This window comes from Rhizobium leguminosarum (assembly GCF_010668065.1).
GTDB classification, from domain to species: domain Bacteria; phylum Pseudomonadota; class Alphaproteobacteria; order Rhizobiales; family Rhizobiaceae; genus Rhizobium; species Rhizobium leguminosarum_S.
The window spans coordinates 539,055-554,752 of record NZ_WUEN01000002.1 but is presented as its reverse complement, the minus strand read 5'-3'; the positions used below and the strand labels follow the sequence as shown (position 1 = coordinate 554,752).

The window sequence follows — 15,698 nt, the reverse complement described above, 5'->3', positions numbered from 1 at the left end:
ACAAGCGTGAAACAGTTTGAGCTAGAAAACTTTCCGAGTGAGCTGCACGACACTCTCCTGACCCTCGCTGAGCAGAACGAAATTCACGGCTATAGCGAGAAGGGCGCTTCGGGTTACGTTGTTTTTGGGCGGAACAAGGTCCTAAAGCGCGACGTTGCCATCAAATTCTATTATTGGGAGAACGGGGATCACGCAGAGCCGGAGCTGCTGGCCAAACTCGATCATAAGAACATTCTAAAGATTTTTCACGCTGCACCCGTCAACGGCGATTACGCTTATTTTACTACCAAATACTGTGAAGGAGGCGATCTCGATCATCTGCTGAACTCCGAACAGACCGGCGTCTTGAAAGCTATCGACGTCGTCATGGACATCGCGTCAGGAGCTAGTTTTCTCCACGCAAATGGCTACGTGCACCGGGACCTAAAACCTCAAAACGTGTTTTGCGATGGAGACGTTTTCGTCATTGGAGATTTTGGCTCAGTTGCGCCTTATGGCGGGAACGGCGCTTGTGACACCATCACCCAGCACTCACTAATATACCGCCCGCCGGAAGTCGTCACCGAAGAAGCACTTCAAAGCGAGCGATATCTATCAACTCGGAGTCGTTCTGTATCAATTGCTCGGTGGTGCACTTTCCTATGAGGAAGTCGACTGGCTTAGTCTCCAGCAGAAGAAAAAGTACGAAGGGCTTGTGGCCCCGGAGGACCAGTTATTCGCCACGGCGATTATTGAAGCAAAGATAAAGGCAGGCCGCGTCATCGATACTGACACCCTTCCAGCGTACGTGCCGCCAGCATTGAGAACTTTTTTGAGAAAGGCCACGCACAGGGAGCACACGAAACGCCACGAAAGCGTTGCCGACTTCTTGGCTGCCTTGAACAATCTCAGGGTTCGGCTGCTTGACTGGAAGCGTGTAGAGGGCGGCTACCTCCTGACACGTGAAAAAAAGTCTATCAAGGTGGAGAACACCGAAGCCGGATGGTTTCTTCAAAAGAATAGCGGAAATGGTTGGAAAAAATACCACGGTCAGAAAGTGATATCCCTACGCCACGCCGTCGAGATTGCTGAAATGCTGTGATCAAACCCCTGTCGGCGATCCCCGGTCCTCTTCGACAATCGGCGCTGGACCGGTGCGGGTAATCTCCCAGCTACGTCGTGCGAGTGTCCAAGTGGGCGAGCTTGATGTCGAGACCGACGCGGTCCGGATCAGCCGGTACAGCGTCAAAATAATTCTCCACCCTTTGCCTCCGCAAGGCGGTTTATCCGGCCCATCCATGGAAGCAGGCTGTCATAGTCGAAAGGAAATTTGTTCGGATTCTCTTGTTCGTCTGTCCGTCGTCTGACCTCCCGAAGAGCCCATCCTTGATACTTGGGGAGCACCGCATTGGCGAGCGTTGCCATGAACTGTTGTTCAGCCGATAGGGGAAGCCGAGACAAGTTCCCCGTTTGCCCTTCCTGTATCGCCTGGTCGATTAGGCTGTCTAACTCGCGTTCATCGATGGCCTTGAGGGCGCTCGTTTCGTAGTCGGGTATGTTAATTTCGGCCAACCTGAAACTCCTGCATTTCCCGGATGCTGGGCGATCAAGGTCGCCCTGGCAAGTGGGGCGTTGCTATTGTGACGGGCTGCACCCAGGCTTCGAATTCCATGGCCGCGTTGCGACTGCATCTCCAAGAGAGCGTCGCGCCGAAAAGTCCTTTTCTGCCCAACGGGGTGTTCGAACCACTATTCCACTAGCCTGAGTATCTGCACTTGTTTCGCCGGTGTCAGTTTAGGATGTCGCGTAGGATTATCAACTTTAAATGGTTTAACTCGTTGAGTATTCTGTGAAAAATACAGTCGCAATTTCTCAGCTATTCCGATGCAATTCGCCGCAAATTGCGAACTTAGGGGATTGCCGCAACGCAATCGAAGCTACTGCTGTTCGTCCCGGACGACACATAAGACGAACTAATCCACTACCTTCGGGAAGTCGCTTCGAACCGTGCATTTGGACTAACAAGGGAAAGTGCCGATAGATGCTACCATGACATGACGGGCGGCTCCTTTTCGTGCAGAAACGAGCGTTATCAATGACAATGCGGAATGGGTGCATTCATGTTGAACAAGATTTTTAAAAGCCTTTCGCTCGCAAAGCTCCGGGTTGCATTCGAGATGGGCGCGACGCACGTTCTTGAGGTCGAACGATCCACCGAAATACTCCCAGACTTCGATTTCGTTTCGTACGGCGGCCTCACAGACAAAGACTATCCTGTGTTGGAAGAGTTCAGCTTCTCGGACCAATTCACGTTCATACACGAATTGGAATTGCACGATTACGGGTACGGCAGTGATCATCCAGATCAAGCCGACTGGAATCACGACCTATTCAAATGGACAAGCGGGTCGGTGTCCCGAGGTGACGCTGGCATTTTGAACCTGAGGATACTCTCTGTTGATCGTTTTGCGTGCCGCGCAGTGGTGCACGGCACTCTTCAAGGCTCTTCCATGGAGATGAATATGGACGTCCTTTTCCGATTCAAGATCGTCGGCTTCGTCCCTGGTCGGCATGATCTGGGGTATGCTGCAGAAGCCGTCGCGGAGGCTTTGTCTTTCGAAAGTGAAGGCAAAATGAAACAGGCCTTCTTCGGGTACTTCGCCGCATTGGACAGCTTTATCGAATCAGAGCGCCTACGGATCAATAAAGGCCGGGACGAAAGCACGGTAATCAAAACAGAACAAAAGCTGAAGCAAAAGCTAGATATCGTTGTGAAAGAAGCGATTGGAACGCAAATCGCGCTCAACGACGTGAAAATATGGGGCGACGTCAAGAACGTGTTCTCCAAATGCGAGGACCTTCGGAATAGGATCGCCCACAATGAACCTTCCAAGGCCATCTCGAAGGTAGACGTTGATGAATGTTTCTCGTTGGTCGCGATTGTCATCGCAATTGTGAAGCATAATAAAACTGAAGCGAAACACATTGCCGCGCATTACGGCGTTGAGCTTTAGTTCGTCTGATCTCTATCCCACGTCCACGGCGATTGACGACGGTCCTCTCGCAAGGTGGCCGCGCGTCTACAACCTAAGGAGGGCACGGTACGATGAGTGACCCAATTCTAAAGGCGATACAGGGAGAAATCGGAAACCAGCGCATACCTGCCAGTCTGAACCTTCGTCAACGCTCTGGTACAGATGCTCATCGATCCGCCAAGCACTCTTCCCGAGCTTTCGCCATGATCTCAGCGATGGCCGCCCTTAAGGAGGGCGGCCCAACCATTGAATATTCGATCTCGACCGTTCGGGAAGAAGCAAACCGGCTGTAGACTTCGCCATCCACCCATCTTTTTGAAGCGAAAGGTTACGTCTGTGCGCCCGCGAACGAGGTGATCGACCTGGCGCAACGCTTTCGCCAATGAGAGGATTGGCTGATCGCTTCCCAACAGGCGTGCATTTCGTGCATCGTCGAGCAAATGACGGAATTCGAGGAGCGTTGCCTTCTCTTGATCCATGCTTGCTCCATCAGATGCCTCGAACCACAAATCGGACATGTCCAACATCTATATCCACGTCGAAACCCTCGATTTGCGGACACATCCATGATGGCCTTGCGATCCATTGCATGAGTAGGCCGGTGCGGACGAAGTGTGGCAGTCCCGCTGAGCATATCCTACAGATCGATGACAAAATCGGAGCGAAATCCATTCATCTCACGCTCGCCTCCGTAGCCACGAGGATTGCAAATAATTCGAGTGTCGCCAGCCAAGTAATCGCGGGCTCTGTGAATATGGCCGTGAATCCAGACCGATGGCCGCCGCCGCGCGATCAAGTCGGACAGATCACTTCCGAATGCCGCATTGGTTATCTCGCCGTAGAAACGAGCGTCGAAGCTCTGAATGAGCGGTGCATGATGCGTCACGACGAACGTGCGGCCTGCAAATGGCTTTTCCAGTTCGCGGTCAATGAATGATCGGCTCACGATGTGGCGCTTAAGGATTTCCTGAACTGTAATCAGCCCGTTTTCACCGGGCGGTCGTGGGTCGGATCGGAAAATACATTCGAAGTCTGCCATGAGGTACGGCACCAAGCCGAAGGCTTTCGTCCTCCGTTCCTCCGGCGGAACATGCTCATCGTCTCCGACGGAAACCGCAAAGTCCGTCCACAACGTCGCGCCGATGAAGCGACATTCGGCCAATTCGATGCTTTGATTTTCGAGGAGATGAATATGGGTGCCCTCAATCTCGCGGCGTGCTCGTTCCAGCGCAAACTCAATGCTGCTGTTGTAATAATCGTGATTTCCCAAGACCAGGACGACGGGCATATGCGGCTCGATATCTCGCCGAAGGTAAGCGATGCTCCTTGAGACGTTCTCCGAAATATCACCTGCGCAGATGCAGATGTCCGCATCCGGAATCCGAAGGGGAGCGCCCACGAGAGCATCCATCGGGGAGTAGTGAAGGTCACTGATGATCCAAGCTCGCACTTAGCCGTTCCTTTCGTGAACGCAAAGGTGTGGGGATGACGCGCCGGTATTCCGCCGCAGTTTTTCTGGTTCAGGATTTCTGAGAGCTGGGCGTCAGCCAGATTTCATGGGCGCATCGCCAGGCACAGTTCGTTCAGGTCGAAAGCCACGGCCTGCGCCACCGTGAGAGGAAGGTTTCCTTCTGCCAAAGGAAATGCAGACGAAAAAGGCCGCTCAACATTTCCTTGCCACCGTCTGGTCTGAGGTTGTTGCTCCTGGCCAAAGCTTTTCCAGCTGATTTCCTTGCAGCCGTTTGTGTTTGGCCAGCTCGGTGGCGAACATCACCAGCGTGTGCCGAAGGCCACTGAGCATGTCTCTCGCCCGCGCGTATTCGGTTTGAAGGATGCCATCTACCTCCGCTCTTAGCCTGCGATCCTGCCATAGCTCTGATGCGTTGCTCGTGTTTACGGACCCTTGGAGATAGTAGGGCGACGTACCAAAGCCGTATTTCGTGATCATTTCGACGGCGAGTTCCGTTGCCATCGCGAAGTCGCTTTGGCTCGAACCTGAAGCCATTGTCGACCGGTCTCCGTAAGAGACTTCTTCCGCAGCCGCCCCGGCCAGGTGCATGGCGACCAGGTTCATCATTTCCCCCTTAGTTTTGAAGGGTAGCCTTGGGTGCTCGATAACAGTGATCCCGTGCGCATCGATGTCTGTTGCGAAGTTCCGGGCGTTATCGAACACCTCAACTCGCTCGACTCTCCCAACCCGCAATGCGTGAGCGATAAGCGCATGACCCGCTTCGTGAATTGCGATGTGCAGCTGGTAACCTTCATTCAAAACAGGCAGTGGCTCGATCTTCCCTCGAAGGTCGTCAATCGTTACGTCCCGGTGCTCCCGCCGCGCAATTCGACGGGCATCCCGCGACAGGCGTTCCAGATCGGCACCGCTCTTGCCGGGCAGTCTGGCGGCGATTTCCTTCAAGGAAGCGTGGTCGGCGAGCGACGGGAGATGGAAAGCGAGGATTTCGGCTCGCGCTACCGCGTTCGGTAAGGGGAAGTAAACGCGCTTCTCCAACCGGCCGCTCCTGATGAGCGCAGGGTCAATTCGTTGAGGGTGATTGCAAGCCCCCACGACGACCACGCCCTCACGTCCTTCGATGCCATCGAGGCATTCGAGTAACCCGTTTACTACCTGGGTGCTGTAGTCAGAATGCCTCGAAGGGAAATTGGCTCGGTCACCAATCGAATCAAACTCGTCCAGAAAAAGGAGGCACGGCGCACTTTCCTTAGCAGACGCGAAGGTTCTGTACATTGCCTTGAGCATATCGCCCAGTGCTCCATCCCCACTACTCTGCCACTTTGAAATCGACGTGGCTACCAGATGCATCTCGCATTCGGCGGCGAGGGCCGCTGCAAACCTCGTCTTTCCAGTACCTGGCGGACCGTAGAGCAAGCACCCCTTGTCGACATCGGACCAGGATAGCTTGCCGTCATGCCAATCCTGGAGGTCTTTCCTCAGCTCCAGTGCCCAAGTGGAAGCCTCACCGAAGCCTTTGGAGACATCCAGCCGTTTGACTTCGGTCGATTGGAGGCGCTGCTTGCTTTCCTTCAGGAGCCGCATCGCCGCCCGCTCGGCCGGTTGCCCAATCCGAAAGATGGCTTCCATCCTCTCTGAAGGCTGTTCGGCTATTACCGCAACCTGTTCGTCGGAGAGGACTCCGCAGCCCCGGAGCCTCCCAAGCGCTCGAAGGTGGCGGGGATCACACAGGTGGAGGCGGTCACGGACCGTTGCGGCGAGTTCGAAATCCTCATGGATTGTCGATCCCTCGGTCACGAAGACGATCAATCTGCCCGATGTGAGATGCTCAGCAGGGTCGATCTCCCAGCCGCGCCTGCTCTTAGAAGCCGGATGCAGACAGAAGCGAACTTTCTCATCTTTGAAGATGATTTTCGCCGCCTCCTGGATATCTTTCAGGTGCCATTCGGCCGGTACCACGACAAGCCCAACGCAAAATGGATTACAGATCGGCTCGATATTTCGGCGAACCAGGCTCACTAATGCACAATAAGCCAAGAAAAGGCGGGCAGACTTCATCGCGAGTGCTGCACCTTCGCGACGAGCCCTGAAGGGGCGGGCAGATCGCAATCCGTTCAGCTGGATCGCGATCCGCTGAAGTTTGCTAATGTATTCGTCGAGGTTGTCCCTAAAGGCCGTGTCCATCGATATTCTCCACCCGGATCAGATGAGGCCTTCGTCGAACCGATACCAACGGCTCAACGTCCTTCCAAGCCGCTGCTCCCTGTCGAGGTAAAACAGCTCGGAGGTGATCCCGGGACCGTCCTTGATAGACGGATGCCCGCTCATCTCGCCCATCAAGCAGGGCACCGCGCGGCTCGCGACAAGGCAATTCCGGATGTTGACAAGCTCATTGGGTACTGGGTGGCTGCCGGGCACGGCAAGTTGTTCGAGATCAGCGAGGAGCGACCTCAGTCGCGGGAGGATCACGAAGGGCGGGGTTCCAAGCCATTTGTCGTTCATAAGGGTTCCTTTTGATTCGCATTAAACTCGACTTTCCTAACCATCTATAGTGATTCGAGCTACAAATGGAGTCAAAACGCAAAGAAAAGTCCATTAAAGCTACACAAGGCGGATATGTTGACATTCTTTGTTGTTCCTTTTCTTTCGCTATCATGGTGCTCTATGTCACTCCTGCACAAATACGCGCGGCTCGTTCGATGTCGGGCGAGAGTCAGCTAGCTTTGGCGATACGGGCTAGGGTGACGCGAAGCGTTCTGAAATTGCTGGAAGACCCCGAAAGAAAGCGCCCCGACCCGCGCACGTTATTGCAATTGCGCACTGCACTTGAGGGAAAAGGGATCAGGTTTTTGGACGCCAGTGAAAGTTTCGGCGAAGGCGTGCGGTTTGATCAACCGAACGCTTCAGAGTGGGGCAATATGTTGCGTCACGCGCGAGCCTTGCTGGACTTGTCCCTCGACGAAATGGCCGAAGTGTCTGGCATCGGAAGAGATACGATTGCTCGCATTGAACGTGGACTACTCAAAAGGCCTCCCGAACATGCCATTCGGATGTTGCGCAACACACTTGAACAGCGTCACGTTATAATCCTGCCGGAGGAGCAAGGCCTCGGGGCAGGAGTCCGGTTTCGGGTGCGGCAATATTAACAGACTAGGCGTTAACCTCGTGTGATTACCGTGTCGAGAGCGGCAAGCTTCGCAGATTCCCCGAGCAGGCGGCTCCGGGCTCCGGCGGTTACGCGATGTGCTTTTCGAAGGCGGCGTGTCAATCCTCGGCGAGAGGCGGAGGTGGAAGCAGGGGGTGCGCCTCCAAGCCGGTATAGCTATGAGACGACGAACATCGGGCTGATCGACTTAAGAAAGATCGATCATATTGACTTGGGTTGCCCCGCATCAATCCGTCCGCCACTTGGCTCTTTCGGTTAAACGCATCTGCTGATTCAGACACGAGCTAAAGCCTTTAGCTGCAGCATCTCTCCTGATCAAGCTGATCCATGTCCTTTTGCAGTAGCGCCTCCGCAGAGACCAAAGAATTTAGAATCATAAGGCCGACGGCTCTCGTGGCTCCAACGAGGTCAAGAAATCCACTGTCCCCTTGGGCGAGAAAGTTCGCCTCCGAAATTATCTGGAATTAATCAATATATTCCAATACTTATCAGGGTTCAGATTTTCGTCCGCTATGGGTCGCCACCATTTCAAGTGTCCATACCGAAGACACGGGTAATAGCTGGTTTCGGCCTCTGCTGCGGACTGATGCCCGGTCCAGGAGCTTGAGACTTATGGAAAGGCGCCCCAAGAGCCATCGTCGCTATTCTCTCCAAAGCAAGTTCGCGGCGCGTGTTCACATTTCGTTCCCGTGGTGCTAGTCTCACCTTCAGTGACCGCGAGGGGGCATTTATGGATCAATGGGCCAAGTTCGAGCGACTGAAGGCACTTCACCAGGGGGACAGTGCCTTTGTCATCCCGAACCCGTGGGACGCCGGTTCGGCTCGCCTTCTCGCAAGTCTTGGCTTCGAGGCGCTCGCAACCACCAGCGCGGGTTACGCCTTTTCCAAAGGCAAGTTGGATTCATTCGCGAGCCTTGGACGGGATGAGGTTCTTGAGAACGCTGCCGAGATCGTTGGCGCTGCTGATCTTCCTGTCTCTGCTGATCTTGAAGATGGCTTCGGCACGTCGCCAGAAACCTGTGCGGAAACCATCCGCTTGGCCTATGAAATCGGACTTGTCGGCGGATCGATCGAAGACGCAACAGGCAATCCTGCTGCCCCGATCTACGAGCTGTCGCAAGCCGTCGAACGCATCCATGCTGCAGCAGAGGCTGCGCGCGGTCTGCCTTTTCTTCTCACGGCGCGGGCGGAGAATTATCTTTGGGAGAGACCCGATCTGGACGACACCATCGAACGGCTGCAAGCATTCTCGGCCGCCGGAGCGGACGTGCTTTACGCACCCGGCTTGCCTGATATCGAAGCAATCAGAACCGTTTGTGCAGCCGTGGACAAGCCAGTCAACGTGGTCATGGGTTTGAAAGGGCGAAAATACTCTGTTGCCGAACTGTCGAGCGTCGGCGTGCGCCGCGTGAGTGTCGGCGGCTCTTTCGCGCGGGCCGCGCTGGGTGCGTTGATGCGCGCCGCTATGGAGGTCAAAACAGCCGGTACGTTTGAGTATGCCGACGGCGCGCTCTCTGCTGCAGTGGTTAGCCAACTGATGTCACGGGAGAAACGCCAGGACAGGCTATGAGCTGGGCAGAAGCGAAAGTCGCGGCGGATTTGCACTGCTCGAGCGTTTCCGCAAATTCTTCTCTGGAATCTGCTCGAGCGACCTCAGTGAACGACCGAGAGGTAGCGGATGCCGGCTTCATCAGCCGCTCTCATCAGCGCTTCCCGCGCGGCGCCCGGGGGCGTGGTTCCGCGGATGGCGTCGAGGCATGTCCTCACCGCCACGACATACTCCTCGCCGTCATCACCCGGCCATTCGGAAATGAGCATGGTGGCTGCGTCGCCGAGGGTTCTGACGACGCTGTATTTTTCCTGGCCGCTCATGAGGATCCTCAGCGCGGGAAACTGATGCGATGTGTACCGATTCATGACATTTGGTCCTTGCATCATAAACATATTAGTAACTCTGCAAGAAGCGTTCCAACTGACGCCGCAGGATGATTATCTTCTATGAATCGGCAAAAGCAGTCGGCAACGCTTCTCCAGGCAGGAAGCCGGGAACTTGTTTTAAACACATTGCCGTCATATTGATTCATCTATCGAAATTGCTTGTCGAGCTTGGTTTGCGCTCTGGCGTCCCGGCTGATCTTTCCTTTCAAAATCGATTTCTGCGCCGTCCGGCAGCCGCCGGAGGGTGATTGTCATGCCGGTTGAGGGGGAATCGTCATGAATGCAGGCAAGTCTTTGATCGACGCAAGCCTCCAGCAAACGCACATCGTCGCTGCCTGATATGCCTTCGGTCTTTGACCGCGGAAGTCAGTGCCGGCATTCCGGCTGGGTTTTCCAGCCATTGAGGAGAATTTCATGAGCAAGACCAATGCAGAGGCACTGTTGCGCAAAGCGCAGCGCCAGGTTGCCAATACCAGCGGCGGTGGCCATCTCGGCGGCACCAACTTCGGTCAGGGCAATGACGCCAAGACAGCGTCCGGAAGCGGCAACCGCCCGGCGGGCAAGGGCCGGCCACCAGCTGGCGGCAAACGCTGACGACAGCGTCGCGCGTCTTTTGAGACGCGCAAAGGACGCTGCAGCACTTTGAACTGCTGCATAATTTTGTCCGTAAATCGATTCGGTTTTAAGGAATTATGCGGTAGCGGCAGCATCGCGATTGAAGACAGACCCGCCAAGTTTGGCGGGTTTTTTGTTAGATAGGCCTCTGAAGGGCTCGGCTCTTCTCAGCGATCCAGGAAATGATCGAAGTAGACCTGGGGGATGGGGTAGGCGTAGACGCCCCTGTCGACGAAGCTGCGCCTATAGAGGCAATTTCTGAGAGCCGCGTTGTAGTGCAGGCTTCGCGGGTCCGGCGAGCCTCGTCGCCATGAGCTTGCCTCCGGCACGCAGCGTTGGAGCGCCTTGTCGTATCGAGCCAGGAGGACCGGGTCGGTATCGACCCGAATGCCGCTGTAGGATTGATAGTTTGAAGGAGATTCTGCGGCCGATATACAGGCCAGGCTGAGTGCAACACCAACGACTGCCATCAATCTCATTGGACTTAATTCTCCCCTGATCGATTATCGAAGTATCGAGCGAAACGTTATTGGTTCCAGCACCTGCGGGCAAGGGGACGCCTTGTTTCGGCGTCCCCTTGCCCGAGATGTTACCCGCATCGCTGCCGCCACAGAATAGCGGCAGCGATGCGTCATCGATCAATCCAGGAGGTCGGCCGGCACCTTGCCGCCGTTTTCCGAAAGCCGCTTCATCAGTGCCTTGTGCAGCCACATGTTCATTTTTGCGGAATCGTTGGTGTCGCCGGTATAGCCGAGTTCAGCGGCAAGTTCCTTGCGCTCGGTCAGGCTCGCATCCATCCCGACGGCTTTCATCAGGTCTACGATCGAGCGGCGCCAATCGAGTTTCTGACCGCTCTTCTTTACCGCCGCGTCGAGGATCGGGACGATATCCACTGTAGCTGTGCCTGGTGCGGTGGCCGTGGGGACCGGCTTGCTCTGCGGGGCAGGGGCCGCAGGCGCCGGACTGGGGGCTGCCGACGGTGAGGCAGGCGCTTGCGCCGTCTCTGTCTTCGGCGCGCCGGTAGCAACGGGTTCGGCTGCTTTCGCCTCTCCGAAGATTGCATGTTTGATCTTGTCGAAAATGCCCATTCTAAACCTCCAGTTCCATCAGATGAGAACATGCTGAAACATGGACTTCCCGCCTGATATATCCAGGCGGAAAGGGAGTTATTTTTAGTATGTTCAATCGCTGATGGAAAAGCTAATGCCCGCGATAGCTGTGGTCGATCTCAAGGAAAGCTGCGATCGGATTATTCGCCGCCGGCTGAAGATTGCTGGCGCCATCGGAGGGAATACTTGAGCAACCCTCCGACTGTCAGCAGACATGCCCGCTTATGGCACAGTCGGTCGAGCGATTCGGAATTCACTAACCGCGAAACATCATTATACGCCGCAGAACCGACTTGCCGCGCCCTGTCGTGAAACATTCGTCATCTCTTCACGTTGCCTTGCCATGGACGTCCTGAAGTTGCAGGCGTCCGATCGATCGAAGGTACGCGCGTTCCTCGATTTTCGACTGCCGGGCAGATCGTTCGGCGGAATGGAAACGGAGGAAAACATGACCCATAACCACAATAGACTCTCCTTTGCAGTGCTCGCATCCACCTGCGCCCTCCTTGCCGTGCCGGCAAGCGATGCGCGTGCGATCGATGTCGGTGTGTCGGTGAATGCAGGCAATGCCGTCAGCGCCGATGTCGGGGCTTCAATTGGCGGCGGGAGCGGCATCAGCGCCGATGCCAATGCTTCCGTTGGTGGCTCGAACGGCGTCAATGCCGATGCGACCGCCAATGCCGGCGGTGGCCGGGGCATCGATGCCGGTGTCAACGCCAGAATCGGTGGCGGGCGCGGCGTCAATGCCGATCTCAATGCACGCACCGGCGGTTCCGATGGAATCGATGCCAACGCCACGGCCTCGGTTGGCGGCGGTAATGGCGTCGATGCCGATCTCGCCATCGGCAGGGTAGATGGGGCAGGCAGCAGCGGCAGACCCGCGGGCGAGCGCAGCCTCAGCGCGTCCCAGATCCGCACCCTGGAGGCCTTCCAGGCAAGGCCTGTCAATGAGCAGCGCAAGATGCTCGTCCGTTGCGCCGATATCTCCGCCTCCGGCGGTGATTCCGGTCTTGCCGGTCTCTGCAGTCTGCTGCAGGCGACAGCCTCTCGCTGAACGTGAAAGGACCCGCCGAACCGGAAGGTGCGGCGGGTCCTTTAAAAGCTTCAGCTCCCTGCTTCAGTGCAGGATCTGGCTGAGGAACAGCTTGGTGCGTTCGTGCTGCGGATTGTCGAAGAACTCGGCCGGCGAATTCTGCTCGACGATCTGGCCCTGGTCCATGAAGATGACACGGTTGGCGACCTGGCGGGCAAAGCCCATTTCATGCGTGACGCAGAGCATGGTCATGCCTTCCTCGGCAAGACCCACCATGGTGTCGAGCACTTCCTTGATCATTTCGGGATCGAGCGCCGAGGTCGGCTCGTCGAACAGCATGATCTTCGGGTTCATGCATAGCGAACGCGCGATCGCCACGCGCTGCTGCTGGCCGCCGGAGAGCTGGCCCGGATATTTGTTGGCCTGCTCCGGGATCTTGACCCGCTTCAGGAAGTGCATGGCCACTTCTTCGGCCTGCTTCTTCGGCATCTTGCGGACCCAAATTGGCGCCAGCGTGCAGTTTTCGAGGATCGTCAGATGCGGGAAGAGGTTGAAGTGCTGGAACACCATGCCGACTTCGCGCCGCACCTCGTCGATCTTTTTCAGATCGTTGGTGAGTTCGGTGCCGTCGACGACGATCTTGCCTTTCTGATGCTCTTCAAGGCGGTTGATGCAGCGGATCATCGTCGACTTGCCCGAACCCGACGGGCCGGCAATGACGATGCGCTCGCCGCGCATGACCTTCAGGTTGATGTCGCGCAGCACGTGGAAATCGCCGTACCATTTGTTCATGTTGACGATCTCGACCGCCACTTCCGTTGCGGAAACGGTGAGCTTTTTCGCTGGAGCTTCAGCCATGACTATTTTCCCTCATTCTTATCGTTGTAGCGTTCTTATCGTTTGTGGCCGGTATCGAGATGGCGTTCCATGAAACCTGAATAGCGCGACATGCCGAAGCAGAACAGCCAGAAGATGAAGCCGGCGAAGATCAGGCCCGTGATCGGCGTGACGGCGCTTGCCCAATTGGCATCGGAGAAGTTCAGCTTGACGATGCCGAGCAGATCGAACATGCCGATAATGGTGACCAGCGACGTGTCCTTGAACGTTCCGATGAAGGTGTTCACAATGCTCGGGATGACCAGCTTGATGGCCTGCGGCATGATGATCAGCCGGGTCTTCTGCCAATAGCCGAGGCCGAGTGAATCGGCGCCTTCGAACTGTCCCTTCGGGATCGCCTGAAGGCCGCCGCGGATCACTTCAGCCATATAGGCCGACGTGAAGATCGACACACCGATCAGCGCCCGAAGCAATTTGTCCACGTTCCAGCCTGTCGGAAGGAAGAGCGGCAGCATGACACTTGCCATGAACAGAACGGTGATCAGCGGAACGCCTCGAATGACCTCGATGAAGGTAACGCAGAGCATCCGGATGACGGGCATCTTCGAGCGGCGTCCCAGCGCAAGCAGAATGCCGACGGGTAGGGAGACGGCAATACCGACAAAGGACAGGACGAGCGTCACCATCAACCCGCCCCAGAGCGGAGTCTCCACCACTTCGAGGCCGAAGCCACCGTGAAGAAGCCAGAAGGCGATGACCGGCAGGACGGCGAACAGAAGAATGGCGTTCAGGCCCTTGCGCGGCGCCGACGGGATCAACATCGGAACCAGCAGCAGAATGAACAGGATCCCGACGATCGCCGGCCTCCAACGCTCACCGAGCGGATAGCGGCCGAAGATAAACTGATCGTACTTGGCGCTGATGAAAGCCCAGCATGCACCACTCCAGCCGTCGGGCTGGATGCCGCCCTGGATCGTCGTCGCGCAGAATGTGCGGTCCGGCCCCGACCATACGGCCTGGATGAACAGCCAGTTGACGAGATGCGGCACGGCCCATGCGATGAGCGCAAGAGCGAGAATCGTCAGGATCACGTCCTTCGGAGTTGCCAGGAGATTACGGCGGATCCAGGCGACGGCTCCCCTCTCTCCGGGCGGCGGCGGTTCGGCGGCAAGGATGGACGTTCTGACAAAGGGTTTATCGGCGACCGACATCTTATCTCTCCACCAGTGCCATCTTGGCATTGAACCAATTCATGAACAGCGACGTGAGAATGCTCAAGCTGAGATAGACGATACCCCAGATGCAGACGATCTCGATCGCTTGACCGCTCTGATTGAGGATCGTGCCACCGACGGCAACGAGATCCGAGAAACCGATCGCGATGGCGAGTGAGGAGTTCTTAGTCAGGTTCAGGTACTGGCTCGTCAGCGGCGGGATGATGATGCGCAGCGCCTGCGGCACCACGACAAGTCTCGTCACGCTCGACGGATGCAGCCCCAGCGCGCCGGCTGCTTCGGATTGCCCCTTTGGAACGCCGCGAATGCCGCCGCGAACGATCTCGGCGATGAACGAGGCGGTATAGAAGGACAGAGCGAGAAACAGCGACATGAATTCGGGGCCGACGACGGAGCCGCCCGTGAGGTTGAATTTTCCGGCAACCGGAAGGTCGAAGGTGAGCGGAAAGCCGGACACAACGAAGACCAGCAATGGCAAGCCGACGATCAGCGCGATCGCCGTCCATACGGTGTGGAACGGCTGGCCGGTTGCGGCTTGGCGTTTGTGAGCCCAACGCGCGATGATGATGGTGGCGACAATCGCAATCAGCAGGGCGATGCCGACCGCTATCATGCCTGTCTCGAAGATCGCCTTCGGGAAGGCTAGTCCTCTGTTGTTGAGGAACATGTTGAACGGCAGGCCCACCGACTCGCGCGGCTGCGGCAAGACGGAGAGAACACCGAGATACCAGAAAAAGATGACGAGCAGCGGCGGAATGTTGCGGAAAACCTCGACATAGACCGTGCAGAGCTTGGCAATCAGCCAATTGCGCGACAGCCGGCCGATCCCGATCAGAAAGCCGATGATGGTCGCCGTGAAGATACCGGTCACCGCCACCAGCAAGGTATTCAGAATGCCGACGAGAAGTGCGCGCGCATAAGTCGAGTCACTCGAAAAGCTGATCAGCGACTGGCCAATTTCGAAACCGGCGCGGCCGCGAAGAAAGCCGAAACCCGATGCCGTATTGCTGCGCGCAAGGTTCACGGCTGTGTTGTGGGCCACCCACCACACAAAGCCCACGAGAATAACGATTGTTAGGACCTGGTAAAATATACTCCGATATTTCGGGTCGTACATTGCCGACTGGAAACTCCAGCCGGTGCCATGCAAAGGTGTCTTATCCACAGCCTCATGCGTCATGCCGCGCCAATCCCCTTGTGCCCGTTTTCGGGCTTTCTTTTTAACTTTTTGGAAGCGGGAAGGCGGCTTGGCCGCCTTCCCGGTATTTCATTGCCAGTGCTCG

The 15,698-nt window shown here is 56.4% G+C and carries 19 protein-coding genes; 8 read left to right on the top strand and 11 right to left on the bottom strand.

Annotation, left to right across the window (positions count from 1 at the left end):
• The first annotated feature begins 6 nt into the window (after positions 1-6).
• Positions 7-645 carry a protein kinase family protein gene (locus GR198_RS07195; RefSeq protein WP_164068068.1) on the top strand — a complete coding sequence of 213 codons (639 nt, stop codon included), beginning with the start codon at positions 7-9 and terminating at the stop codon, positions 643-645.
• Positions 620-1,081, top strand: a complete 462-nt coding sequence (locus tag GR198_RS07190) for a hypothetical protein (RefSeq protein WP_164068066.1) — start codon at positions 620-622, stop codon at positions 1,079-1,081. Before GR198_RS07195 ends, GR198_RS07190 begins: the two co-directional genes overlap by 26 nt.
• Positions 1,082-1,224: 143 nt before the next feature.
• On the opposite strand, the gene GR198_RS07185 is transcribed toward GR198_RS07190, so the two are convergent.
• Complete coding sequence (locus GR198_RS07185) at positions 1,225-1,551, bottom strand: hypothetical protein (protein ID WP_164068064.1); 327 nt, start codon at positions 1,549-1,551, stop codon at positions 1,225-1,227.
• 548 nt (positions 1,552-2,099) lie between these two features.
• Between GR198_RS07185 and GR198_RS07180 the strand changes: the two genes are divergently transcribed.
• Positions 2,100-2,993 (top strand): hypothetical protein, encoded by an 894-nt coding sequence (locus tag GR198_RS07180; protein ID WP_246711054.1) that lies wholly within the window; start codon positions 2,100-2,102, stop codon positions 2,991-2,993.
• A gap of 230 nt (positions 2,994-3,223) precedes the next feature.
• On the opposite strand, the gene GR198_RS07175 is transcribed toward GR198_RS07180, so the two are convergent.
• From GR198_RS07175 to GR198_RS07160, 4 genes are all read right to left on the bottom strand, one after another.
• Positions 3,224-3,538, bottom strand: a complete 315-nt coding sequence (locus GR198_RS07175) for a hypothetical protein (protein WP_164068062.1) — start codon at positions 3,536-3,538, stop codon at positions 3,224-3,226.
• A gap of 113 nt (positions 3,539-3,651) precedes the next feature.
• Positions 3,652-4,464 carry a metallophosphoesterase gene (locus GR198_RS07170; RefSeq protein WP_164068060.1) on the bottom strand — a complete coding sequence of 271 codons (813 nt, stop codon included), beginning with the start codon at positions 4,462-4,464 and terminating at the stop codon, positions 3,652-3,654.
• Between the two features lie 213 nt (positions 4,465-4,677).
• Positions 4,678-6,666, bottom strand: coding sequence for an AAA family ATPase (locus tag GR198_RS07165; protein ID WP_164068058.1), 1,989 nt, complete (start codon positions 6,664-6,666; stop codon positions 4,678-4,680).
• 18 nt (positions 6,667-6,684) lie between these two features.
• Positions 6,685-6,984, bottom strand: a complete 300-nt coding sequence (locus GR198_RS07160; protein ID WP_164068056.1) for a hypothetical protein — start codon at positions 6,982-6,984, stop codon at positions 6,685-6,687.
• Positions 6,985-7,049: 65 nt separating this feature from the next.
• On the opposite strand from GR198_RS07160, the gene GR198_RS07155 reads away from it, so the two are divergent.
• Both GR198_RS07155 and GR198_RS07150 read left to right on the top strand, forming a co-directional pair.
• Positions 7,050-7,628, top strand: coding sequence for a helix-turn-helix domain-containing protein (locus GR198_RS07155; RefSeq protein WP_130827684.1), 579 nt, complete (start codon positions 7,050-7,052; stop codon positions 7,626-7,628).
• Between the two features lie 750 nt (positions 7,629-8,378).
• Positions 8,379-9,218, top strand: coding sequence for an isocitrate lyase/PEP mutase family protein (locus GR198_RS07150; RefSeq protein WP_164045618.1), 840 nt, complete (start codon positions 8,379-8,381; stop codon positions 9,216-9,218).
• Positions 9,219-9,301: 83 nt separating this feature from the next.
• On the opposite strand, the gene GR198_RS07145 is transcribed toward GR198_RS07150, so the two are convergent.
• Complete coding sequence (locus GR198_RS07145) at positions 9,302-9,592, bottom strand: DUF982 domain-containing protein (RefSeq protein ID WP_011651794.1); 291 nt, start codon at positions 9,590-9,592, stop codon at positions 9,302-9,304.
• Between the two features lie 41 nt (positions 9,593-9,633).
• Here GR198_RS07145 and GR198_RS07140 point away from each other — a divergent pair, with 41 nt between their 5' ends.
• Together GR198_RS07140 and GR198_RS07135 are read left to right on the top strand one after the other, a co-directional pair.
• Entirely contained in the window at positions 9,634-9,834 is a 201-nt protein-coding gene (locus GR198_RS07140; RefSeq protein WP_155248937.1) for a hypothetical protein, read from the top strand.
• Between the two features lie 166 nt (positions 9,835-10,000).
• A complete protein-coding gene (locus GR198_RS07135; protein ID WP_003539245.1) occupies positions 10,001-10,180 on the top strand; it encodes a hypothetical protein in 180 nt (59 codons plus the stop codon).
• A 188-nt stretch (positions 10,181-10,368) separates the two neighbouring features.
• On the opposite strand, the gene GR198_RS07130 is transcribed toward GR198_RS07135, so the two are convergent.
• Both GR198_RS07130 and GR198_RS07125 read right to left on the bottom strand, forming a co-directional pair.
• Positions 10,369-10,680: a hypothetical protein gene (locus GR198_RS07130; RefSeq protein WP_029873139.1), complete on the bottom strand. Its 312-nt coding sequence runs from the start codon at positions 10,678-10,680 to the stop codon at positions 10,369-10,371.
• Positions 10,681-10,839: 159 nt separating this feature from the next.
• Positions 10,840-11,289: a DUF3597 domain-containing protein gene (locus GR198_RS07125; RefSeq protein WP_164068054.1), complete on the bottom strand. Its 450-nt coding sequence runs from the start codon at positions 11,287-11,289 to the stop codon at positions 10,840-10,842.
• A 469-nt stretch (positions 11,290-11,758) separates the two neighbouring features.
• Between GR198_RS07125 and GR198_RS07120 the strand changes: the two genes are divergently transcribed.
• Entirely contained in the window at positions 11,759-12,364 is a 606-nt protein-coding gene (locus tag GR198_RS07120) for a hypothetical protein (protein ID WP_246711053.1), read from the top strand.
• Between the two features lie 63 nt (positions 12,365-12,427).
• Here GR198_RS07120 and GR198_RS07115 read toward each other — a convergent pair whose 3' ends face one another.
• Genes GR198_RS07115 through GR198_RS07105 form a run of 3 tightly spaced genes read right to left on the bottom strand, consistent with a single transcriptional unit; the run spans position 12,428 to position 15,595 of the window.
• A complete protein-coding gene (locus tag GR198_RS07115; protein WP_012757299.1) occupies positions 12,428-13,201 on the bottom strand; it encodes an amino acid ABC transporter ATP-binding protein in 774 nt (257 codons plus the stop codon).
• A gap of 35 nt (positions 13,202-13,236) precedes the next feature.
• Complete coding sequence (locus tag GR198_RS07110; RefSeq protein ID WP_138329657.1) at positions 13,237-14,391, bottom strand: amino acid ABC transporter permease; 1,155 nt, start codon at positions 14,389-14,391, stop codon at positions 13,237-13,239.
• 1 nt (position 14,392) lies between these two features.
• Positions 14,393-15,595 carry an amino acid ABC transporter permease gene (locus GR198_RS07105; RefSeq protein WP_164068050.1) on the bottom strand — a complete coding sequence of 401 codons (1,203 nt, stop codon included), beginning with the start codon at positions 15,593-15,595 and terminating at the stop codon, positions 14,393-14,395.
• Between the last annotated feature and the right edge of the window lie 103 nt (positions 15,596-15,698).